The 18,078-nt window shown below is 43.3% G+C and carries 14 protein-coding genes; 6 read left to right on the plus strand and 8 right to left on the minus strand.

The window, feature by feature from the left end:
- Positions 1 to 334 precede the first annotated feature (334 nt).
- From msrAB to I3257_RS07085, 4 genes are all read right to left on the minus strand, one after another.
- Entirely contained in the window at positions 335 to 2,149 is a 1,815-nt protein-coding gene (gene msrAB / locus I3257_RS07070) for a bifunctional peptide-methionine (S)-S-oxide reductase MsrA/peptide-methionine (R)-S-oxide reductase MsrB (protein WP_087814394.1), read from the minus strand.
- 289 nt (positions 2,150 to 2,438) lie between these two features.
- Positions 2,439 to 3,347: an ATP-binding cassette domain-containing protein gene (locus I3257_RS07075; protein WP_087814393.1), complete on the minus strand. Its 909-nt coding sequence runs from the start codon at positions 3,345 to 3,347 to the stop codon at positions 2,439 to 2,441.
- Positions 3,348 to 3,422: 75 nt separating this feature from the next.
- Complete coding sequence (locus I3257_RS07080) at positions 3,423 to 5,354, minus strand: glycine betaine ABC transporter substrate-binding protein (RefSeq protein ID WP_176393037.1); 1,932 nt, start codon at positions 5,352 to 5,354, stop codon at positions 3,423 to 3,425.
- A gap of 349 nt (positions 5,355 to 5,703) precedes the next feature.
- Positions 5,704 to 7,137: a coniferyl aldehyde dehydrogenase gene (locus tag I3257_RS07085; protein WP_227675920.1), complete on the minus strand. Its 1,434-nt coding sequence runs from the start codon at positions 7,135 to 7,137 to the stop codon at positions 5,704 to 5,706.
- 653 nt (positions 7,138 to 7,790) lie between these two features.
- Between I3257_RS07085 and lipB the strand changes: the two genes are divergently transcribed.
- The 4 genes from lipB to I3257_RS07105 all read left to right on the plus strand — a co-directional run bounded on the left by lipB (position 7,791) and on the right by I3257_RS07105 (position 10,443).
- Entirely contained in the window at positions 7,791 to 8,573 is a 783-nt protein-coding gene (gene lipB / locus I3257_RS07090; RefSeq protein WP_238049237.1) for a lipoyl(octanoyl) transferase LipB, read from the plus strand.
- A 208-nt stretch (positions 8,574 to 8,781) separates the two neighbouring features.
- Entirely contained in the window at positions 8,782 to 9,312 is a 531-nt protein-coding gene (locus I3257_RS07095; protein WP_238049238.1) for an inorganic diphosphatase, read from the plus strand.
- A 161-nt stretch (positions 9,313 to 9,473) separates the two neighbouring features.
- Entirely contained in the window at positions 9,474 to 9,941 is a 468-nt protein-coding gene (locus tag I3257_RS07100) for a hypothetical protein (RefSeq protein ID WP_087814391.1), read from the plus strand.
- Positions 9,942 to 10,116: 175 nt separating this feature from the next.
- Positions 10,117 to 10,443, plus strand: coding sequence for a ribonuclease E inhibitor RraB (locus tag I3257_RS07105; protein ID WP_087814390.1), 327 nt, complete (start codon positions 10,117 to 10,119; stop codon positions 10,441 to 10,443).
- Between the two features lie 369 nt (positions 10,444 to 10,812).
- Here the strand turns inward: I3257_RS07105 and cueR are convergent, their stop codons facing one another.
- Complete coding sequence (gene cueR / locus I3257_RS07110; protein ID WP_087814389.1) at positions 10,813 to 11,205, minus strand: Cu(I)-responsive transcriptional regulator; 393 nt, start codon at positions 11,203 to 11,205, stop codon at positions 10,813 to 10,815.
- 64 nt (positions 11,206 to 11,269) lie between these two features.
- Entirely contained in the window at positions 11,270 to 13,747 is a 2,478-nt protein-coding gene (locus I3257_RS07115) for a heavy metal translocating P-type ATPase (RefSeq protein WP_109590098.1), read from the minus strand.
- A 150-nt stretch (positions 13,748 to 13,897) separates the two neighbouring features.
- On the opposite strand from I3257_RS07115, the gene I3257_RS07120 reads away from it, so the two are divergent.
- Entirely contained in the window at positions 13,898 to 14,092 is a 195-nt protein-coding gene (locus tag I3257_RS07120) for a cation transporter (RefSeq protein WP_109590099.1), read from the plus strand.
- A 141-nt stretch (positions 14,093 to 14,233) separates the two neighbouring features.
- Here I3257_RS07120 and cadR read toward each other — a convergent pair whose 3' ends face one another.
- The gene (cadR, locus tag I3257_RS07125) at positions 14,234 to 14,638 is read right to left on the minus strand and encodes a Cd(II)/Pb(II)-responsive transcriptional regulator (protein ID WP_201555037.1); all 405 of its coding nucleotides are present in this window, start codon (positions 14,636 to 14,638) and stop codon (positions 14,234 to 14,236) included.
- 158 nt (positions 14,639 to 14,796) lie between these two features.
- On the opposite strand from cadR, the gene I3257_RS07130 reads away from it, so the two are divergent.
- Positions 14,797 to 16,950 (plus strand): heavy metal translocating P-type ATPase, encoded by a 2,154-nt coding sequence (locus I3257_RS07130; RefSeq protein ID WP_238049239.1) that lies wholly within the window; start codon positions 14,797 to 14,799, stop codon positions 16,948 to 16,950.
- Between the two features lie 115 nt (positions 16,951 to 17,065).
- Here I3257_RS07130 and I3257_RS07135 read toward each other — a convergent pair whose 3' ends face one another.
- The gene (locus I3257_RS07135) at positions 17,066 to 18,046 is read right to left on the minus strand and encodes a GlxA family transcriptional regulator (RefSeq protein WP_109590103.1); all 981 of its coding nucleotides are present in this window, start codon (positions 18,044 to 18,046) and stop codon (positions 17,066 to 17,068) included.
- Positions 18,047 to 18,078: the final 32 nt, after the last annotated feature.

Raw genomic sequence — 18,078 nt, forward strand, 5'->3', positions numbered from 1 at the left:
TTTTCATGGGGTAATTATGATCTCAATGTATTTGGTTATCAAGGTATGTTCAATCCTAGGTGACAACGGTTGACGCCTGATATCCATGCCCTAGAAGGACGTGGTTTTACGGCGCTAGATGATAAAAGTATTAATAATAGAAAACGCTCAGCTTTTGAGTATAACGAAGTTTGGTTGGTTTTTCATAATTCAACGGCTATAACAGCAAAAATACAACGATAATAAAACGAACCATCATGCTGTGATAGTAATTATGCTCAAGGCATCAATCATAAAAAAGACGCTAAGAATTATCTTAACGTCTCTATATAAAGTCGATTATCAGTATTAATAATTAAGGTTTTGCAGGCTTAACCAACTTCACTAATGGCGCATAGCCTGACTGCGGCATCACATCGACTGGAATAAACTGTAGCGCCCCGCCATTGATACAATAGCGCAGCCCGCCACGATCTTTTGGCCCATCAGGGAATACATGACCCAGATGTGAGTCTGCTACTCGCGAGCGAACTTCAGTGCGTACCATATTAAAAGCGGTGTCTTCATGCTGGGTAATGACTTGCATGTCAATCGGCTTGGTAAAGCTTGGCCAACCACAGCCAGATTGGTATTTATCAGTTGATAAAAATAAAGGCTCACCGCTCACCACATCGACATAGATACCCGGCGCAAATAAATTATCATATTCATGGCTAAAGGCGCGCTCAGTACCGGCATCTTGCGTGATATTGTATTGTGCTTTGGTCAAGGTGTTTTTGAGCGCGCCTTTATCAAATCCTGCGTAACGCTTAGGATTTAAAGTCTCAGCAACGGTACTTACAGGTGCAAGCTTGGTACGCGCAGTACCTTCTGGTTTATCATCGGCAAGGCTTAAATCAACATGACAATAGCCGTTTGGATTTTTTGCCAGATAATCCTGATGGTACATTTCAGCTAAGTAGAAATTGTCTAGCGGCTCATTTTCTACTACAATTTTTTGTTTATACTGGCTTTGCACACGTTGGAGGGCAGCATCAATCACTGCTTTATCTTCTTTATCGGTGTAATAAACGCCTGAGCGGTACTGCACACCGTGATCATTGCCTTGTTTGTTGAGGCTGGTTGGATCTATCACGCGGAAGTAGTATTTTAAGATAGTATCAAGGTCTGTTTTATCCGCATCGTAAGTGACTTTGACGGCTTCGGCATGACCTGAACCACGAATCACTTGCTCGTAACTTGGATTGGCGGTATCACCGTTGGCATAGCCTGATACAGCGTCGACCACACCCTCGACGCGCTCCATGTAAGCTTCTACGCCCCAAAAGCAGCCGCCCGCCAAGTAGATTGAGCGCGTATTAATCGCTTTGCCTTTATCGTTATAATAAACGCCCTCTTTTTGTTTGATGGTTTCAATCTTGCTGTTGTTGTCTAAGGTTTGCGCGTTTGCTGGTTTAGCACTCCCTGCTTTAAGCTCAGCAAAATCATTATTGGCATTTTCAGCAAGGGCATAGGCTTGCTCTGCCGATATATTGCCTTTCACCAAATGCACCAAGTTGCCGCTTTTATCGAGTATCGCCCAGCTTGGATAAACTTGCACACCAAGTTTATTAATCAGCTCGCCTGAAGCGTCAGACAATACTGGTAGCTTTGGATAGTCTGCTTGGACGCCTGCATACCAAGTGCTAAAGTCGCTATCGGCTTTTTCGTTTAGATGACCGGGACTGACAACAGTCACGACATTTAAATCAGCGAACTTGGGATCGGTGCGCCATTCTTCGGTTTCTGCCAACGTACCCAAACATAATGGGCACCAGCTTGCCCAAAATTTAATCAATGTCGGTTTATTAGGGTCAATGACTGCTGTGCCCGTGTCACCTAAGCCTTTTGTCAATTGCGGCAGCGCTCGCATTTGTCCAAGCATATCGGAAGGCAGCATGTCACGTGAGCTAGTCACTCCACTGTTTTGCTTGGCTGATTTAGTCGTGCTACTTGCATTGCTCTCCGCACTACTCATTTGTCCACAAGCGACCAATATGCCAGCACTCAGTACTGTCGTGACACCAACGGCACTAATGTTTTTTAGCCAACGTGATGAATCACATGGTGAGTCTGTCGCTAACTTATTAGTATGACTATGATCATTATGGCGAATTTTCTTATGCGGCATGCGAGGTCCTTTTTACGAAGTCTTACGATCATAAACTGAGTTTTTATGCTCGCTCATGATCTTCTTACGTAATCAATGAGAGTGGATAAATCAAGATTTTAGCAAAGCTAATAAACTATTAGAGTATCTTAATAGTATACATCGATGATGGAGTTTACTTTAATAGTAACTAAGGGGTTGCTACACTTTTTTAACACCAGTGTAAGAATAATGATATAGACAGAAATCTATCATTTTGCAGGTGTAATTTATAAAACAGCATTTAAAAAAACGTCGTATTATTTTTAAATTAAATTTTGGCACGCATAAATTGCGCCACATACTCATCAGCTGGGTTGTGGCGTAATTCACTGGGTGTATCCGTTTGTACCAAACGCCCGCCATTTAAAATACTAATCCGCTGACCGACCTTAATCGCTTCATCGATATCATGAGTGATAAAGACGATGGTTTTGTTTAGCCGTGCTTGTAGCTCAAGTAGTTGGTCTTGTAATTGGGCACGAATAAGGGGATCAAGGGCAGAGAAAGCCTCGTCCATCAGCAATATTTGATTGTCGGTTGCTAAGGCACGCGCAAGCCCTACTCGCTGCTGCATCCCTCCTGACAGCTCATCAGGGTAACTTTTCTCCAAATTTGCTAGCCCAACTTCATTAAGCCAATGCCGAGCAACCTCGTGGCGTTCTTTGATACTCATTTTTCGCACTCGCAAGCCGTAAGCGACGTTTTGCAGCACCGTCATATGTGGCACCAAACCAAAATGCTGAAAAACCATACTGAGTGTCTGCTGGCGATAATGCTGTAGCGCTTTATCATTTAGCTCTAAAATATTAATAGCAGACGATGATCTTCCATTTTCTAATACATCAGCAGAGGGTTTGGCATTAGTGGAGGGCTTAGCAATAGTAGACGGCTTAGCATTAATAGAAGTATCAACCCATATTTTACCGCTGGTTGGGTCAATCAAACGATTGATATGGCGTATCAAGGTTGATTTTCCTGAACCTGACAAGCCCATAATACAATGCAGCTCACCTGCTTTAACGCTTAAATTGATGTCATAAAGCCCGACCGAATAGCCTGTTTGTTCCTTTACCTGAATACTATCCATACCTTCTGCTAGTAATGCCAATGCAGACTTTGCTTGCGAGCTATTGGCATTATAAATCTTGCTGATATTTTCCAATTGAATATGATTCATGATGGCTCTCATTTTTATTTTTCTAGTTATCATTATGATTAGGGCGTGTTGAACATTCGACCAGGGCACTGATAATTAACCAATGGGATGCCTGCCAGCATCGATGGTTTTTTGCCGAGCACGCTTGCCTTGACCGAACGCTTGGGTGATACGGTCAATGATAATGGCAACGATGACAATCGCCGTACCTGCTTGCAAGCCCTGACCGATATTAAGCGTTTGAATCGATTGCAACACATCTTCACCAAGCCCCGGTGCGCCAATCATAGACGCGAGCACCACCATAGAGAGCGACATCATCACCGCTTGATTCACGCCCGCCATAATACTGGGTAATGCTTGCGGCAATTTAATCCAAATGAGCAGCTGCAAGTGTGTGCTACCGAACGAGCGCCCTGCTTCGACCATCTCATGATTGACTTGGGTAATCCCCAATGTCGTCAGCCGAATCAGTGGTGGCAAGGCATAAATAATAGTGGCAAATAACGCAGGCACTTTGCCAATCCCAAATAACATTAATACGGGTATCAAATAGACAAAACTTGGCATGGTCTGCATCACATCCAGTATTGGCGTCACAACCTTGCGAAGAATTTTACTGCCCGACATAGCAATGCCTATAGGAATACCAATCACGACGGTCACCAACACTGATACGATGAGCAGTGCCAAGGTATCAATCAATGCGCCCCATAGTCCAAATGCACCAATGAGAAAAAGTCCTGCGCCGCATGCCAGTGCAAACCAGATTTTACGGACACCAAACCATGCCAATACGCTCACAAGCGCAATGATAAGCCAAGGCGGCATAGTGGTTAATAGACGCTCAATCGGTAGCAATAGATAGGTTAACGCCATGGTACTGACAGTACGAAACACATCGCCATAATTTTGGACAACGCTTGCTAATGTATTATTAAGCGGCGTCTCAAGTGACCAAGAAGGAAAGCTCGATAATGAGGTCGCTCGATTAGTGCTAGAGACGGTTGCATCTGAAGTGATAGCCTCGCCCGTTAAGCTGATGCCTAGCTTAGCCGCAAGGTTACTGGCTGCTTCATCAGACAACCATGCTTGCCAGACGCTCGGATATTTACGCAAAAATGCTAGTGCTTGCTCATCGCCACTGCGTTTATTTTCACTCATCTCCAAGATAGCACCATTGAGCTCATCGGAGCTAAACTGAACTTTTTTAAAGACATCAGCAAGCTCTGGATTGGATTCAATAAAGGGGGTAGATACTGCGATACCTAAAGGTGAGACAGGGAAGCCAGACACACAATCGGCGGTGCCATCCGCTCGTAACAAATCTTGCCAACAAGCGTCATCATGGGCAGGGAACTCTAATGGCGCAAAGTCATATTTTGCCATCAAGCCCGTAGGCTGCCAGTAATAAAACAGTAGTGGCTTATGTTGCTCAAAAGCAGAGGCAATCTCAGCGTCGAGCGCTGCCCCAGTGCCGGGATGGGCATTATTAAAGATACTGTCCAAACCTGTATTCTTCAGCAAGCGAGTATTGAAAATCTCACACGTCCAACCAGACGGACAATTCATAAAGCGTGATTTGCTAGGGTCTTCAGGATCTTTAAACAGCTCAGCATATTTAGGCAAATCTTGATAACTGCGTAGACCTGGGTTTTCTTCTAATACATATTTGGGTACATACCAACCTTGAGTTGCGCCGCCTTTGAGCGTATCACCGATGACTGCCACTTTATTCTGCTCGATGGCTTGTTCCATAATTGGCGAGCGTCCAACCCACTGCTCCCCAATCACTTGAATGTCGTTTTGTGACAATGCCGTTTCGAGTGCAGGACCAGCACCCGGCACCTCTTCAATTGTACAATCATAGCCATCTTCAGCGATGTACTTAAGCACCCCAGAGATAAACTGACCGCTCTCCCATGTCAGAGCGCCAAATTTGATTGGTGAGTCGCAGGCTGCTGATGCCGATACTGGCAGTAACAGCACGCTCATGCATAGTAAACTTAACGCAATCCATTGGCGCATAAGATGTCCTATTTATAATTTTTATTATGGAAATGAACGCCCAAGTCAATAACATTATTGCTTTACGCCAAGCGTGTATTGCTTTTGACTCATTCAGTCGTTGAAGACTAGACAACGTCTTCATCTAAAACTAATACTACTATCGTTTAGGCTCACTACAAAGTGTAGCGATTTATAGACAAGATGACAAATGCTCATTAATTTTTTATCGCTTACTTTTATACAAAAAAATAGCACCTATTGAGATAGATGCTGTTTTTTAAAGTTGCTTATATGATTGCTCACAATGATTAGGTATTTTTGTTTACTTGAACGAAAGTTATGTCAACTTTGCTCACTTTAGCATTTGTTATTTTAAAAACATTGCCATGGCTTTTTTAAACAACCCGCCATAAGGTGGCAACAACAAATTCAACCCATTTAACTTGGATTGTACAAATACTGGTTTCATATGGCTAAGACGCTCGAATCCCGCTTTACCATGGTAAGCCCCCGTTCCTGAATCGCCAACCCCGCCAAACGGTAAGTCATGCTGGGCAACATGTATCAGCACTTCATTAATACATAGGCCACCAGAGACCGTATTGTTACGTACTTTCTCTAGGGCGTTATAGTTATCACCAAAAACGTATAACGCCAGTGGGCGTGGTCGCTCGTTGACAAAATGAATGGCATCATCAAGCGTATCGTAATGCATCAATGGCAAAATCGGCGCAAAAATCTCTTCCTGCATCACATCACTATCGGGGGCAGGCTCACTCACGATGACAGGCGGCATTAGACGCGTTTCGATATTAGACTCAGCATCAGTGAGCTTATGGATCCCATCGCTCGATAATGCATCTAGATAGCCTTTGACACGCTTAAATTGCTCGCCATTGATAATACGTGAGTAATCTGGATTGCTCTCAATATTTGGATAGTGCTTTTCCATCCACTCTTTTGCTAAACGGATAAACTCTTCATGATATTGGCGCTGAATCAGTACATAATCAGGGGCAATACAGGTCTGACCCGCATTTAGTGTTTTGCCCATCATCACACGATTGACGGCGTTTTCTAAGTTTGCGCCCTCTAACACGACGACCGGTGATTTACCGCCCAGCTCGAGCGTGACGGGTGTTAAGTTAGGAGCCGCCGCCGCCATGACTTTTTTGCCCACAGCCGTAGAGCCCGTATAAAGCAGATGATCAAAAGGCAGCTCACTAAAAGCAACCGCAATGTCTACCTCACCCAGTACTACACAAATCATGTCTGGTGAAAAATAACGAGCAATCGCACTGGCAAATGCTTGGGCGAACTGCGGTGCCGCTTCACTCATCTTGATCATAACTCTGTTGCCAGCAGTGAGTGCATCAATCATCGGTCCTACTGCTAAAAATAACGGATAGTTCCAAGGCACCATGATACCAACCACGCCCAATGGCTGAGGCTGGATTTCATTATGAGCTGGCATATACAGCGCTGAAATAGAAGCCCGCTGAACTTTCATCCATTTTTTACCGTGCTTTTTGGCATGACTGATACCAGTAAAGCTAGGAAACAACTCGGCAAACTGGGTCTCTGATTCGCTACGATAACCAAAGTCGGCACTGATCGCTTTGGCGAAACTGGCTTGGTTATCGCTAAGCATGACTTCTAGACTGTCTAGTTGGGTTTCACGAGTGGCCCAGTCATTGATTGGCTGCGTGCGACTGAGTGTTTGTAAGCGTAAAAATTGCGCTCGCATCTCATCAACCGTATTAGCAATACTAGGCGATTTTGGCGCAGGTTGCTGCAACATATCCGTGTCGATTGAGGTCTGCTCATTCATGTTTTGATTATTATCTGTCATTTATCTTCCTTGTCATCTGCGTTGGAGTCAATATACTCTATTGGGTTAGAGACTCTGTATTTCTAGGGCTTATCCTCATTTTAAAAATGGTGATAAACATGAGATAAATTGCCGTCAAACAAGGAAAGTAGCGCAAATAATATCGAGATATTAAGAAGCTATTTGACGATGTTTGGCAAAATTTAGCCATTTTCAGCCCATTTAGAAAGTAATCTATTGAATTAAGGACACGCCCTAATCAGCGGGTTGCATTGATGGCAACCCCTGAACATAAGTAATGCGATTCCATTCATTGCACTTTAATGTAGCGCATCAACGAATCAATGAACAGCACATTAAGTTGACTCCTGCGTCTGTATGGAATAAGTGTCTATAAACACGCATCACAATGCTAGAAATTTCATATTAAGCACTGAGAACTTTTGCTTATTATGGCTACTCCGTTAGGGCATTTATCAGTGTTTTGATTGTTGAGTTTTACAGCGTGACCAGAGATAATCTTGGGTACCAATCGCAAAAACTGCTACACTCACTATCGATATCACGACTAAATATCAGTGATACACCTCTTCGAACCAGACCACAATAAGACTGCGACTCTCATGCAAAACACCACGCAACAGCTTAATGACACACTGATCAGCAAATCTCTAACAACAGCCGATTACGTTCCCACTCTCGATGCGATGCTAGCACGTACACTTGCGCGTATTGACTTAAAAAAACAGCAAGGACTGCGCACACCTGACGAGTTATGGATTGTCGATCACAATGATGTCTATACTTTAGGGCAAGCAGGTAAAGAAGAGCACATCTTGCAACGTACCAATACGCCTATTATAAAAACGGATCGCGGCGGTCAAGTGACATGGCATGGTCACGGCCAGCTGGTTATTTATTGGTTGTTCGATTTGAATAGCTTGGGCTGGAGTGTGCGCAACTTGGTCTCGCATGCCGAGCAAGCAATCGAAGACGTCATCAATGACTGTTTGCAAAATCCTGCTTCATTAGACACGACAGCCATCAGCGCCCATGCGCGCCGTGACGCACCCGGTGTTTATCTATATGCTGATACATCTGTAGCGGATGATAAAATTATGCTTGGGAAAATGGCGTCACTAGGCTTCAAAATTAAACATGGATTTAGCTATCACGGTATTGCGCTTAATTTAAATTGTGACTTGTCCGCATTTAATGCGATTAATCCGTGCGGTTATGCGGGGATGCAAATGTTACGGTTATCCGACTTTATGGCTATGCAAAAAGAGTCAGATGAACAAACTGGTGAAGCCTTAAGCTATGAGCAAGTGACCCAAAAACTTATTGATAACATTGCTAAGCGTCATGCCGGACTCATTGAGCTACGCGCACTCGCACCCAAGTGAGTTCTTTTAGTCCGTTTTTGCATAATCTTTTTTTGCATAATATCGTGCACGCTTAGACTTAAGCATTGTGAGAAAATTTGAGTCAAACTTGTTATAATCGCAGGCGGCACATATTGGGCACAGTGATAATATCGCAGTGCCGCGACGTTATTCTTTTATCATCACTTATTATTCAAGCACTTAAAACAAAAGCAAATTGGAGTACTTTATGGCAGATTTTAATAAAATTTTGGACGCAGGCGATGTAGACGGCGGCATTATCAACGTAGTAGTAGAAATCCCAGCTGGTAGCAGCCATAAAATTGAGTGGAATCGTGAACTGGCGGTATTTGAGCTTGATCGTATTGATCCACAGATTTTTGCCAAGCCTTGTAACTACGGTTTTATCCCGCAAACGCTTGACGAAGATGGTGATGAGCTTGATGTGTTATTGCTGACTGAGCAGCCGCTACCAACTGGTATTTTCCTAAAAGCCAAAGTCGTTGGTGTGATGAAGTTCGTTGATGATGGCGAAGTCGATGATAAGATCGTCGTCGTACCTGCTGACGACCGTGATACAGGCAATGCTTATAACAGCCTAGCGGATCTACCAAAGCAGCTAATCAACCAGTTAGAGTTCCATTTCAGCCACTATAAAGATCTGAAAAAACCAGGTACTACGGTCGTTGAATCTTGGGGCGATGTTGCAGAAGCAAAAGAAGTCATCAAAGAGTCGATCCAACGCTGGAAAGACCTATAGGTCATCAAAAATTGGTAGAAATACTAATAAATGATAGCTATCAAAATACCGCAGTCATTATCGTGATTGCGGTATTTTTTTGATTGAATATTACTGCTGTAAAATGGTTATAATAATCAACACTATCGATGCCTATTTTTCATATCGCCATAAGGACAGTCATGTTTAACCCCGACCCTAGCTCAAAACCAGTCAACCCAAAGCTGCCAAGAGACGTCATCATGATGATCGAAAAAAACAATTTAGTGATGGCGATCAAAACTTTGGCGGCAGATGAAGACATTAGTATGGATGACGCCAAGAATAGGATTGATGCCTATGAGACACAACTAAAGGTGAAGCAGCAGCAAAAACTCAACACTATCGCCAGCAAGCAAGGCATTCCTAACCATGCTATTAGCTTTGATAGAGAGCAAGGTGCTGAGGATGAAGCTGGACATCTGATAAAAAATCGCGTCAAAACGACTAAGCAAAGTCGAGGATTCAAGAGTCTACAAAATGGTGTGGACAGCCAGCTTAATGATTTAGGCTATAAAAAACCGCTGATACCCTATTGGCTGAAACGGCTATTGGTGATTGCCATCATTATGGCTGGATTATTTTGGATATTATGGCGAGTATTTGGTTAAATAGGACAGGATATCGTCGTGTTAATTTTTTTATAGTCTGTTATAAGTGGTTCTGTTATATCAGTCTGTTTTAAGTAGTCTACTAATACGCATGAGGGCTGAAATAACTGGTTTCTTTGAGGTATAGCCTTTTCTAATATCTCTATTACTTTAAATATGAACAAAGGACATCAAGATGAATAAGGAACTACCGAATGATAATACTGGAAATGCATTGCAAAGATTAAAAGATGATGGAACAGATTTGACAAAAATGATCGAAATAGATTTTTTTATCTCAGTACCATCTGAGAGTTTTGGAATCTTAGTAGTAGAAAAAATTAAGGAAGCTTTACCAAATACTACTTTCAGCATTGAAGAGGAAGAAGATGATTTTACATGCTATTGTAAAATATCCATGATTCCTAACTATTATGATGTAGTAGAAACTGAATCATTACTGAATGCTATAGCAGAGCCGTATGGTGGTTATATAGATGGTTTTGGATCTTTTGGTAATTAAATCAAAAACCAACCTTTGAGTTATATTGAACAAACTGTAGAGATAAACCTTATAGATTTTAATCAAACAGCTCAGTAGTCATAACCTATACTGTAAATTTCATAGTCATGAAAGTCATATCTAAAACTAGTAGTTCGACTCCTGTATAGCGCACCGATCACAGATAGAATATATATGGTAAGTACACCATGAAGTATACTGCGACTATTTCAGTGGGCAAAACCATTGATACTATTAGCTTACAGCCGAGTGTTCAAGTCCTCACTAGGAAACCATAGCCTTAATTTTTTCTGAAAGTATTCTTTTAGACACATGTTTTTTTAGACTGAAATATGCATAAAAAACAGATGAGATTACATGTAATTTACTTTATTTATTCTGTTCAAGATCTTTTAGTATGGCACAATCGGCGTTTGCATCACCTGAGCAATGATCAGCTGAAATCTGTAGTGAGCTCACCATATCTTGCAATTGAGCTATTTTTTGGTTCAAAGTTGCGATATGTTGCAGTGTCAATTGTTTAACATCAGCACTCTGCCGATCTGTATTTTTCCGCAAATCAAGCAACTCTTTCATCTGTTTGGACGAAAAACCTAAATCACGAGCCTGTCTTAAAAAGCATAAGTCTTTTATATCTTGTTTAGAATAGATTCGATATCCTGAATTTGAGCGTTTTGCGGCATCAAGTAACCCAATCTGTTCATAATAGCGGATCATTTTGGGAGAGATTCCTGATTGCTCTGACGCTTGACCGATATTCATAACTTTCCTCCTGATATAAAAAGGGTTAAAGCCAAACGGGTACTTTAACCCTATATTAACAGTTCTACGCTTTAATCACGGGCACCTGAAAGTACTTTAAGCGTAAGGCATTACCTAGTACAAAAACAGAGGATAGCGCCATTGCGCCTGCTGCAAAAATAGGTGACAACAAAATTCCAAATGCTGGATATAAAACCCCTGCGGCAATTGGAATTAAAGCAATGTTATAGAAAAATGCCCAAAATAGATTTTGTCGAATATTTTTGATGGTAGCCTGACTTAAAGCAATCGCATTAGGAACCCCTTGTAAACTACCTGACATTAACACTACATCTGCGGCTTCAATTGCCACATCTGTCCCTGTGCCAATTGCCAGTCCGACATCAGCTTGAGCAAGAGCGGGTGCATCATTAATACCATCACCAACAAAAGCCACTCGTCCATATTGTTGTTGCAGTTGACGTATTGCATCTACTTTTCCATCAGGCAACACTTCTGCGATCACTTGATCAATATGTAATTTTGCTGCAATAGCTTGCGCAGTATGCCGATTGTCCCCTGTAATCATTGCTACTTTTAAGCCCAGTTGATGTAAACCTGCAATCGCGGCATAAGTGGTGTCTTTAATGGGATCTGCAACGGCAATAATAGCAACCAATTTCTGATCAATCGCGACATATATGGGGGTTTTAGCTTCTTGTCCTAAGTGCGCGGCTTCGTCTTTAAAGGGAGTAACATCAAGTCCTAATTGCTGCATATAACGATCAGCACCAATATGAACGGCTTGACCTTCAACTCCTGCTTTGATTCCAAATCCCGTCACAGAGTCAAAAGTGGTAATCGGCAATAAGCTAATATTCTGTTGCTCTGCGGCCTGAACAATGGCTAAGGCAATGGGATGTTCAGATTTTGCTTCAACCGATGCCACAATACGCAAGACTTGCTCACGTTCGAACCCTGGTTGGACATAAAAATCTGTTAAGGTTGGTTTGCCTTCAGTCAATGTGCCAGTTTTATCGACAGCAATGACTTTTACTTCCTGTAAAGCTTGTAACGCTTCACCTTTGCGGAATAAGACGCCCATTTCTGCGCCGCGACCTGTACCAACCATTATGGATGTAGGGGTTGCCAATCCCATTGCACAGGGACAAGCAATGATTAGGACGGCAACGGCGTTGACGAGACTAAACGTCAACGCAGGGTCAGGACCAAAGATAAACCAGACTATAAAAGTGAGCATTGCTAAGAGCATGACCATGGGGACAAACCACATAGTGACTTTATCAACCAATGCCTGAATCGGTAATTTAGACCCTTGAGCCTGTTCAACCATGCGAATGATTTGTGCCAATACCGACGATTCTCCGATAGCAGTCACCCGAAAATTTAAGGTTCCATTCTGATTGACTGTTCCTCCGACCACTTGATCACCGACTTGTTTTTTGACAGGAACGGGTTCACCTGTAATCATGGATTCATCAATATAACTTTGACCTTCAATTACTTCACCATCGACTGGAACACGCTCACCGGGACGAATCTCAACAATCGTTTCTGTGGTCACCTCTGCAATCGGTACTTCAGTCACTTGCCCATTGTGGTGAACACGTGCTGTTTTTGCTTGCATACCCACTAGATGTTGAATGGCTTGAGAGGTACGCCCTTTGGCTTTTGCCTCGAAATAACGCCCTAATAAAATTAAGCTCACAATCACAGCCGCCGCTTCGTAATACACATTCACAGTACCCTCAGGTAGAACTTGTGGAATAAATGTTGCGACTAGCGAAAAACTATAAGCCGCCAGTGTTCCAACAGCCACCAATGAATTCATATCTGGAGCCAAGCGCCATAATGCTGGAATACCTTTTTGATAAAAACGTCGGCCTGGAAAGATGAGTACCAGCGTGGTCAAAACAAATTGAATCAGCCAGCTTTGTTGCGTGCCGATATTGTCCATGACCCACATATGAAAAGCTGGAATCATATGTGACCCCATTTCTAGAATAAAAACAGGCACGGCTAGAATTAAAGAGATCATCAAATCTCGTTTCAGCTGTTGCTGCTCCGTGGCTTTTTTATCCTGTCGAACACGTGCATTCTGCTCAATCTGCTTAGCCGTGTACCCCGCTTTTTTAACGGCTTGAATCAAATCGCTGCTCTGTACTTGAGCGTTGCCTTGTACCCATGCGCGTTCAGTAGCAAGGTTGACGTTTGCTTGTTGTACGCCTTCAACTTTTTTTAAGGCTTTTTCTACCCGTCCAACGCAGGAAGCACAAGTCATACCTTCTATCGACAGCTCAATCGGCTGAGAGGCCAAGACCTTATAACCGGCTCGTTCTACGGCTTTGGTTGCTGCGATAAGATCTAAAGGTTGAGACGAGGAAATCATGGCGTTTTCAGTCGCAAGATTCACCTCAGCATTTTCAACACCTTCAACTTTTTTTAATGCTTTTTCCACCCGCCCCACACAGGAAGCACAGGTCATACCTTCAATGGGTAATGTTTCATTGTAAAGATAAGACTTACTATTTTCTGAGTTCATAACATCCTCTATCATGTTCAATCTGTTATCAACAGCATAGAGGTTGACATGATGGTAAGGTCAAGCGTGTTTTTTTAAAATATGTTTGACATTACCATCAAGACAAGGCTTAAGCTTAGTGATGAAATAAAACTTATTTGGAGAAAGGCTATGAAACTATGGATTGGAAACATGAAATATGGCGGCTGTGCTCGTGGTGTGACAGCAATTATTCACGATATCGACTCAAACGCCAAGGTTGACATGGATTTAGCAGCCAAAGTGGTCAGTATTGAAACCATCGCAAGTGTTGAGCAGATGACGGCTGCTTTAGCAAAGGCTGGCTTCCCTGCACAAGTGCAATGAGTCAGTCTGATAGACGCGCAGTCTATACGATTAACAGAAAGGATTATGGGCTGAATCATTTTGAATTTATTGACCACGCGCGTTTGGTGATAGGTCTACTTTTACGTATGAAAAGTGGATAATGTTACCAAAATGAATACTTTATTTATGACAGGAGTTATCGGCAAGCGCATGCAATATTCCGCAGGATTCAGCCAGCGCTTCACTTGCGCATTTTTGCCGCAACGCTAGTAGATGTTGCTTTAACTGAACCAATTCTTCCATACGTGTTTCTACCGCATCGATATGCTCATCCAATAGCACATTGACCTCACCGCAGTTTTCCTCAGGTTTATCTCTATACTGAAGCAGGGTTCGTACTTCATCCAAAGTCATATCGAGCGTACGGCAGTGCAGGATAAATTGTAGACGCTCAAAATGCGCCTCATTGTACAAACGATAGTTGCCTTGGCTACGCGCAGGCTCTGGTAATAACATCTCTTTCTCATAATAACGAATGGTTTCGACCGTCGCACCGGTGCGCGTGGCAAGCTCGCCAATTTTGATAAGCATGTGTATCTCCTTAAATAGTATTTTCTATTATCTAAAACAATAAAGTAACTATAAGGTTTGCTGATAAAAAATCAAACCCCTTTATCGTTAAAAGCCTTGACCCTGAAGCTACTATAGGGTTCATAATATCTTCAATAAGAGGATAAATAACTATGCAATATCATATTGAAGGTATGGACTGTGCCAGTTGTGTTGGCAAAATTGAGCGGGCGCTCATACGTATGCCAGGCGTCTCTGGTGTTCAGTTAAACTTTGCGACCCAAAAGCTAGAGCTAATCTTGGCGTCTGATGCATCGACTGATGTTAAAGATATCGAAAAAACCATTAAGCGTCTCGGGTTCGGTATATCAGCGTTAAATGGTCAACAAGAGAAGAGTAGCACTGATGAAAGTCAATCAGCGATAGAGAATCAGCGCTGGTGGCAAACCATAAAGGGTAAGCAGGTTATTGGTACTGGGATTTTGATGAGTGCCGCATATATGTTGTCCTTAATTTTCCCTGAATATGGCGCATGGGTTTTTATTGCCGCTGTGGCTATCGGAGTCCTACCATTTGCTCGTAAAGCTTTTGCACTGGCGTTAGTAGGTTCGCCTTTTTCAATTGAAATGCTCATGTCTGTTGCGGCTATCGGCGCCCTTATCATTGGAGAGGCAGAAGAAGCTGCCGCCGTGGTATTTTTATTCTCAGTTGGTGAGCTGCTAGAAAGTGTCGCAGCTGATCGTGCGCGCGCTGGCATCAGAGCGTTATCATCGCTAGTGCCAAAGACAGCTATCTTGTTAGACACGCAAGGACAACAACGTCAGGTGGCAGCGACTGCATTACAGATTAACGATAAGGTGCTTGTGCGTCCCGGTGATAGAGTTTCTGCTGATGGGGTGATTATTCAAGGAATATCTAGCCTTGATGAGTCACCTGTGACAGGAGAATCTGTTCCTGTTGCCAAAACCATAGGTGCTGAGGTCTTTGCTGGATCTATCAACGTTGATGGGGTACTACAAATACGCGTAGAAAAGACAGCAGCAGATAATACGATTGCGCGTATTATTGAACTTGTGGAGCAGGCGCAATCGTCCAAAGCACCGACTGCACGCTTTATTGAAACCTTTAGCCGTTACTATACGCCTATCGTGATGGCGATTGCAGCGCTGGTCATTATTATCCCACCTCTACTGATGGGAGCAGAATGGGGAATATGGTTATATCGCGGTTTGGCGCTATTACTGATAGCTTGTCCTTGTGCTCTTGTGCTGTCAACACCTGCCGCTATTGCCTCAGGTTTGGCGGTCGGCACGCGCCATGGACTGCTTATCAAAGGCGGTAATGTCATGGAGTTGGTTGGTCAGGTCAGCACCGTCGCTTTTGATAAAACGGGTACTTTGACTGAAGGAAAACCACGGGTAACCGATGTCATTGATTTTAAAACAGTACATGGCGATGCTGAGGGTCACGATAAACTACTGTCACTGTTTGCGAGTGTCGACTCCGTCTCTAGTCATCCGCTTGCTATCGCTATTGTGGATCATGCCAAAGCCGCTAAGGTAGTCATACCTAGATCCTCCAACGCCTTTGCGACTGCCGGTAAAGCCGTTCATGCAACGGTTGCTGGACGCTCTTTGGCCATCGGCTCACCAGTCTACGTCGCTGAGAAAGTGAGGTTGCCAGCTGAGCAGCAGATTCAAATTGAGATGCTACAAAATGATGGTAAAACGGTTTCTATTTTGTTTGATGAGCACACGAGGGAGGCGCTCGGATTGGTCGCTCTACGTGATGAGTTACGAGAAGATGCACAGCAAGCCATTGCCCAGCTCAATAAAATGAACGTGCGCTCTGTCATGCTCACAGGTGACAATAGCCGTACGGCAAAAGCACTTGCTAGTCAATTAGATATAGAGTGGCAGGCTGAGCTGTTACCTGAAGACAAGCTACGTCTACTCAGCGAGATGCAAAGCAATAGTAAAATAGCGATGATTGGTGATGGTATCAATGATGCACCCGCTTTGGCAGCGGCAGATATTGGCATTGCGATGGGCAGTGGCACGGATGTGGCTATCGAAACGGCTGATATTGCCCTATTAAAAAGCCGCGTGATGGACGTTGCTAACCTTATTGCCTTATCCCGCGCCACCATGAGAAATATCCATCAAAATGTCATATTTGCACTTGGGTTAAAAGGCATATTTCTGATAACCACTGTGCTCGGCGTGACAGGACTTTGGATTGCTGTGCTAGCGGATACTGGTGCTACGGTACTGGTGACGCTGAATGCATTGCGTTTACTGCGTTTTAAAGGAATGTCTTCCCGTTAATGACAGTTAAAGAATAAAACGGTTATGGCTACATCAGTGGCCGTTTTATTACATCCACCTCTTACCTAGAAGCAGTCAATGAGCCTACCTTTAAAAAAATCATTACCTAAACCTATCACACCTTATTCGAATTAAATCTACGTCGATACTCACTTGGTGTCAACCCAACAATGCGCTTAAATATTTTACGAAATGCACTGGCATCACTATAACCAACTTTCCACGCTATTTGCTCAACAGGAGATGACGAGAACTGTAAAAAGTCTTTTGCCTCTCCGATGCGTAATCGCTGACAATATTCTGTGGATGTCATGCCCGTCGCCTTATGAAAACGACGCAGAAAAGTACGCTCTTCTAACTGTGCGCAATCGGCTAAGGTAGATAAATCGATATCTTGTGCATTGGTTCTTTGTAGCCAATGCTGCACTTTTAATATGGCTGTGTCTCCATGGGTGAGGTTGGGTGAGAAAGCACTGTAATAACATTGTTCACGCCTTGAAGGGTCAATTAATAACATACGAGCGGTCTCATTCATCACCTGAGAACCAAGAAAGCGATCCACCATTCTCAATCCCAAATCCGTCCAAGCCATCGCGCCACCAGCGGTCACAATATCACCGTCTTCGATAATAATGCGATCGACATCGAGCTCCACATCAGGGAAACGCTGCTTAAAATCCTCTGCATAACCCCAATGCGTGGTTGCCTTTCGCTTGGAGAGTAGTCCTGTTTCGCCCAATAAAAAAGCACCGGCGCAGACGGACGACAGTATCACCCCTGTCGAATGCTGCTCTTTTAGCCATTCTAGCCAAGGTTCTGCCGCTTGCTTTGCAATCGGTGCTTCTAACGTGGGTGGAATGATGACGGCTGTTAATCTTCCTACGCTATCAGGATTGCTCGAAAAAGTGCGCTTAGGCTGCTGCTTAACGCCGCAAATCTCCCAGTGACTGACCTGTAAAGGCAGATCGGTTGTATCTTGACGTTTAGCGGCGAGTTTACTGGCCACCACGAATAAATCAGTCAGTCCAAGGACAGCCGCCGTTTGTGCTTTCTCATAAACGATCAAGCCAATTTCAATAGCATGTTTTTGATTCATATGTCGTTATTAACCTCTTATGTGTCGATGTA

Origin of the sequence: Psychrobacter sp. Ps7 (assembly GCF_022129225.1) — a bacterium.
Lineage (GTDB): Bacteria > Pseudomonadota > Gammaproteobacteria > Pseudomonadales > Moraxellaceae > Psychrobacter > Psychrobacter immobilis_A.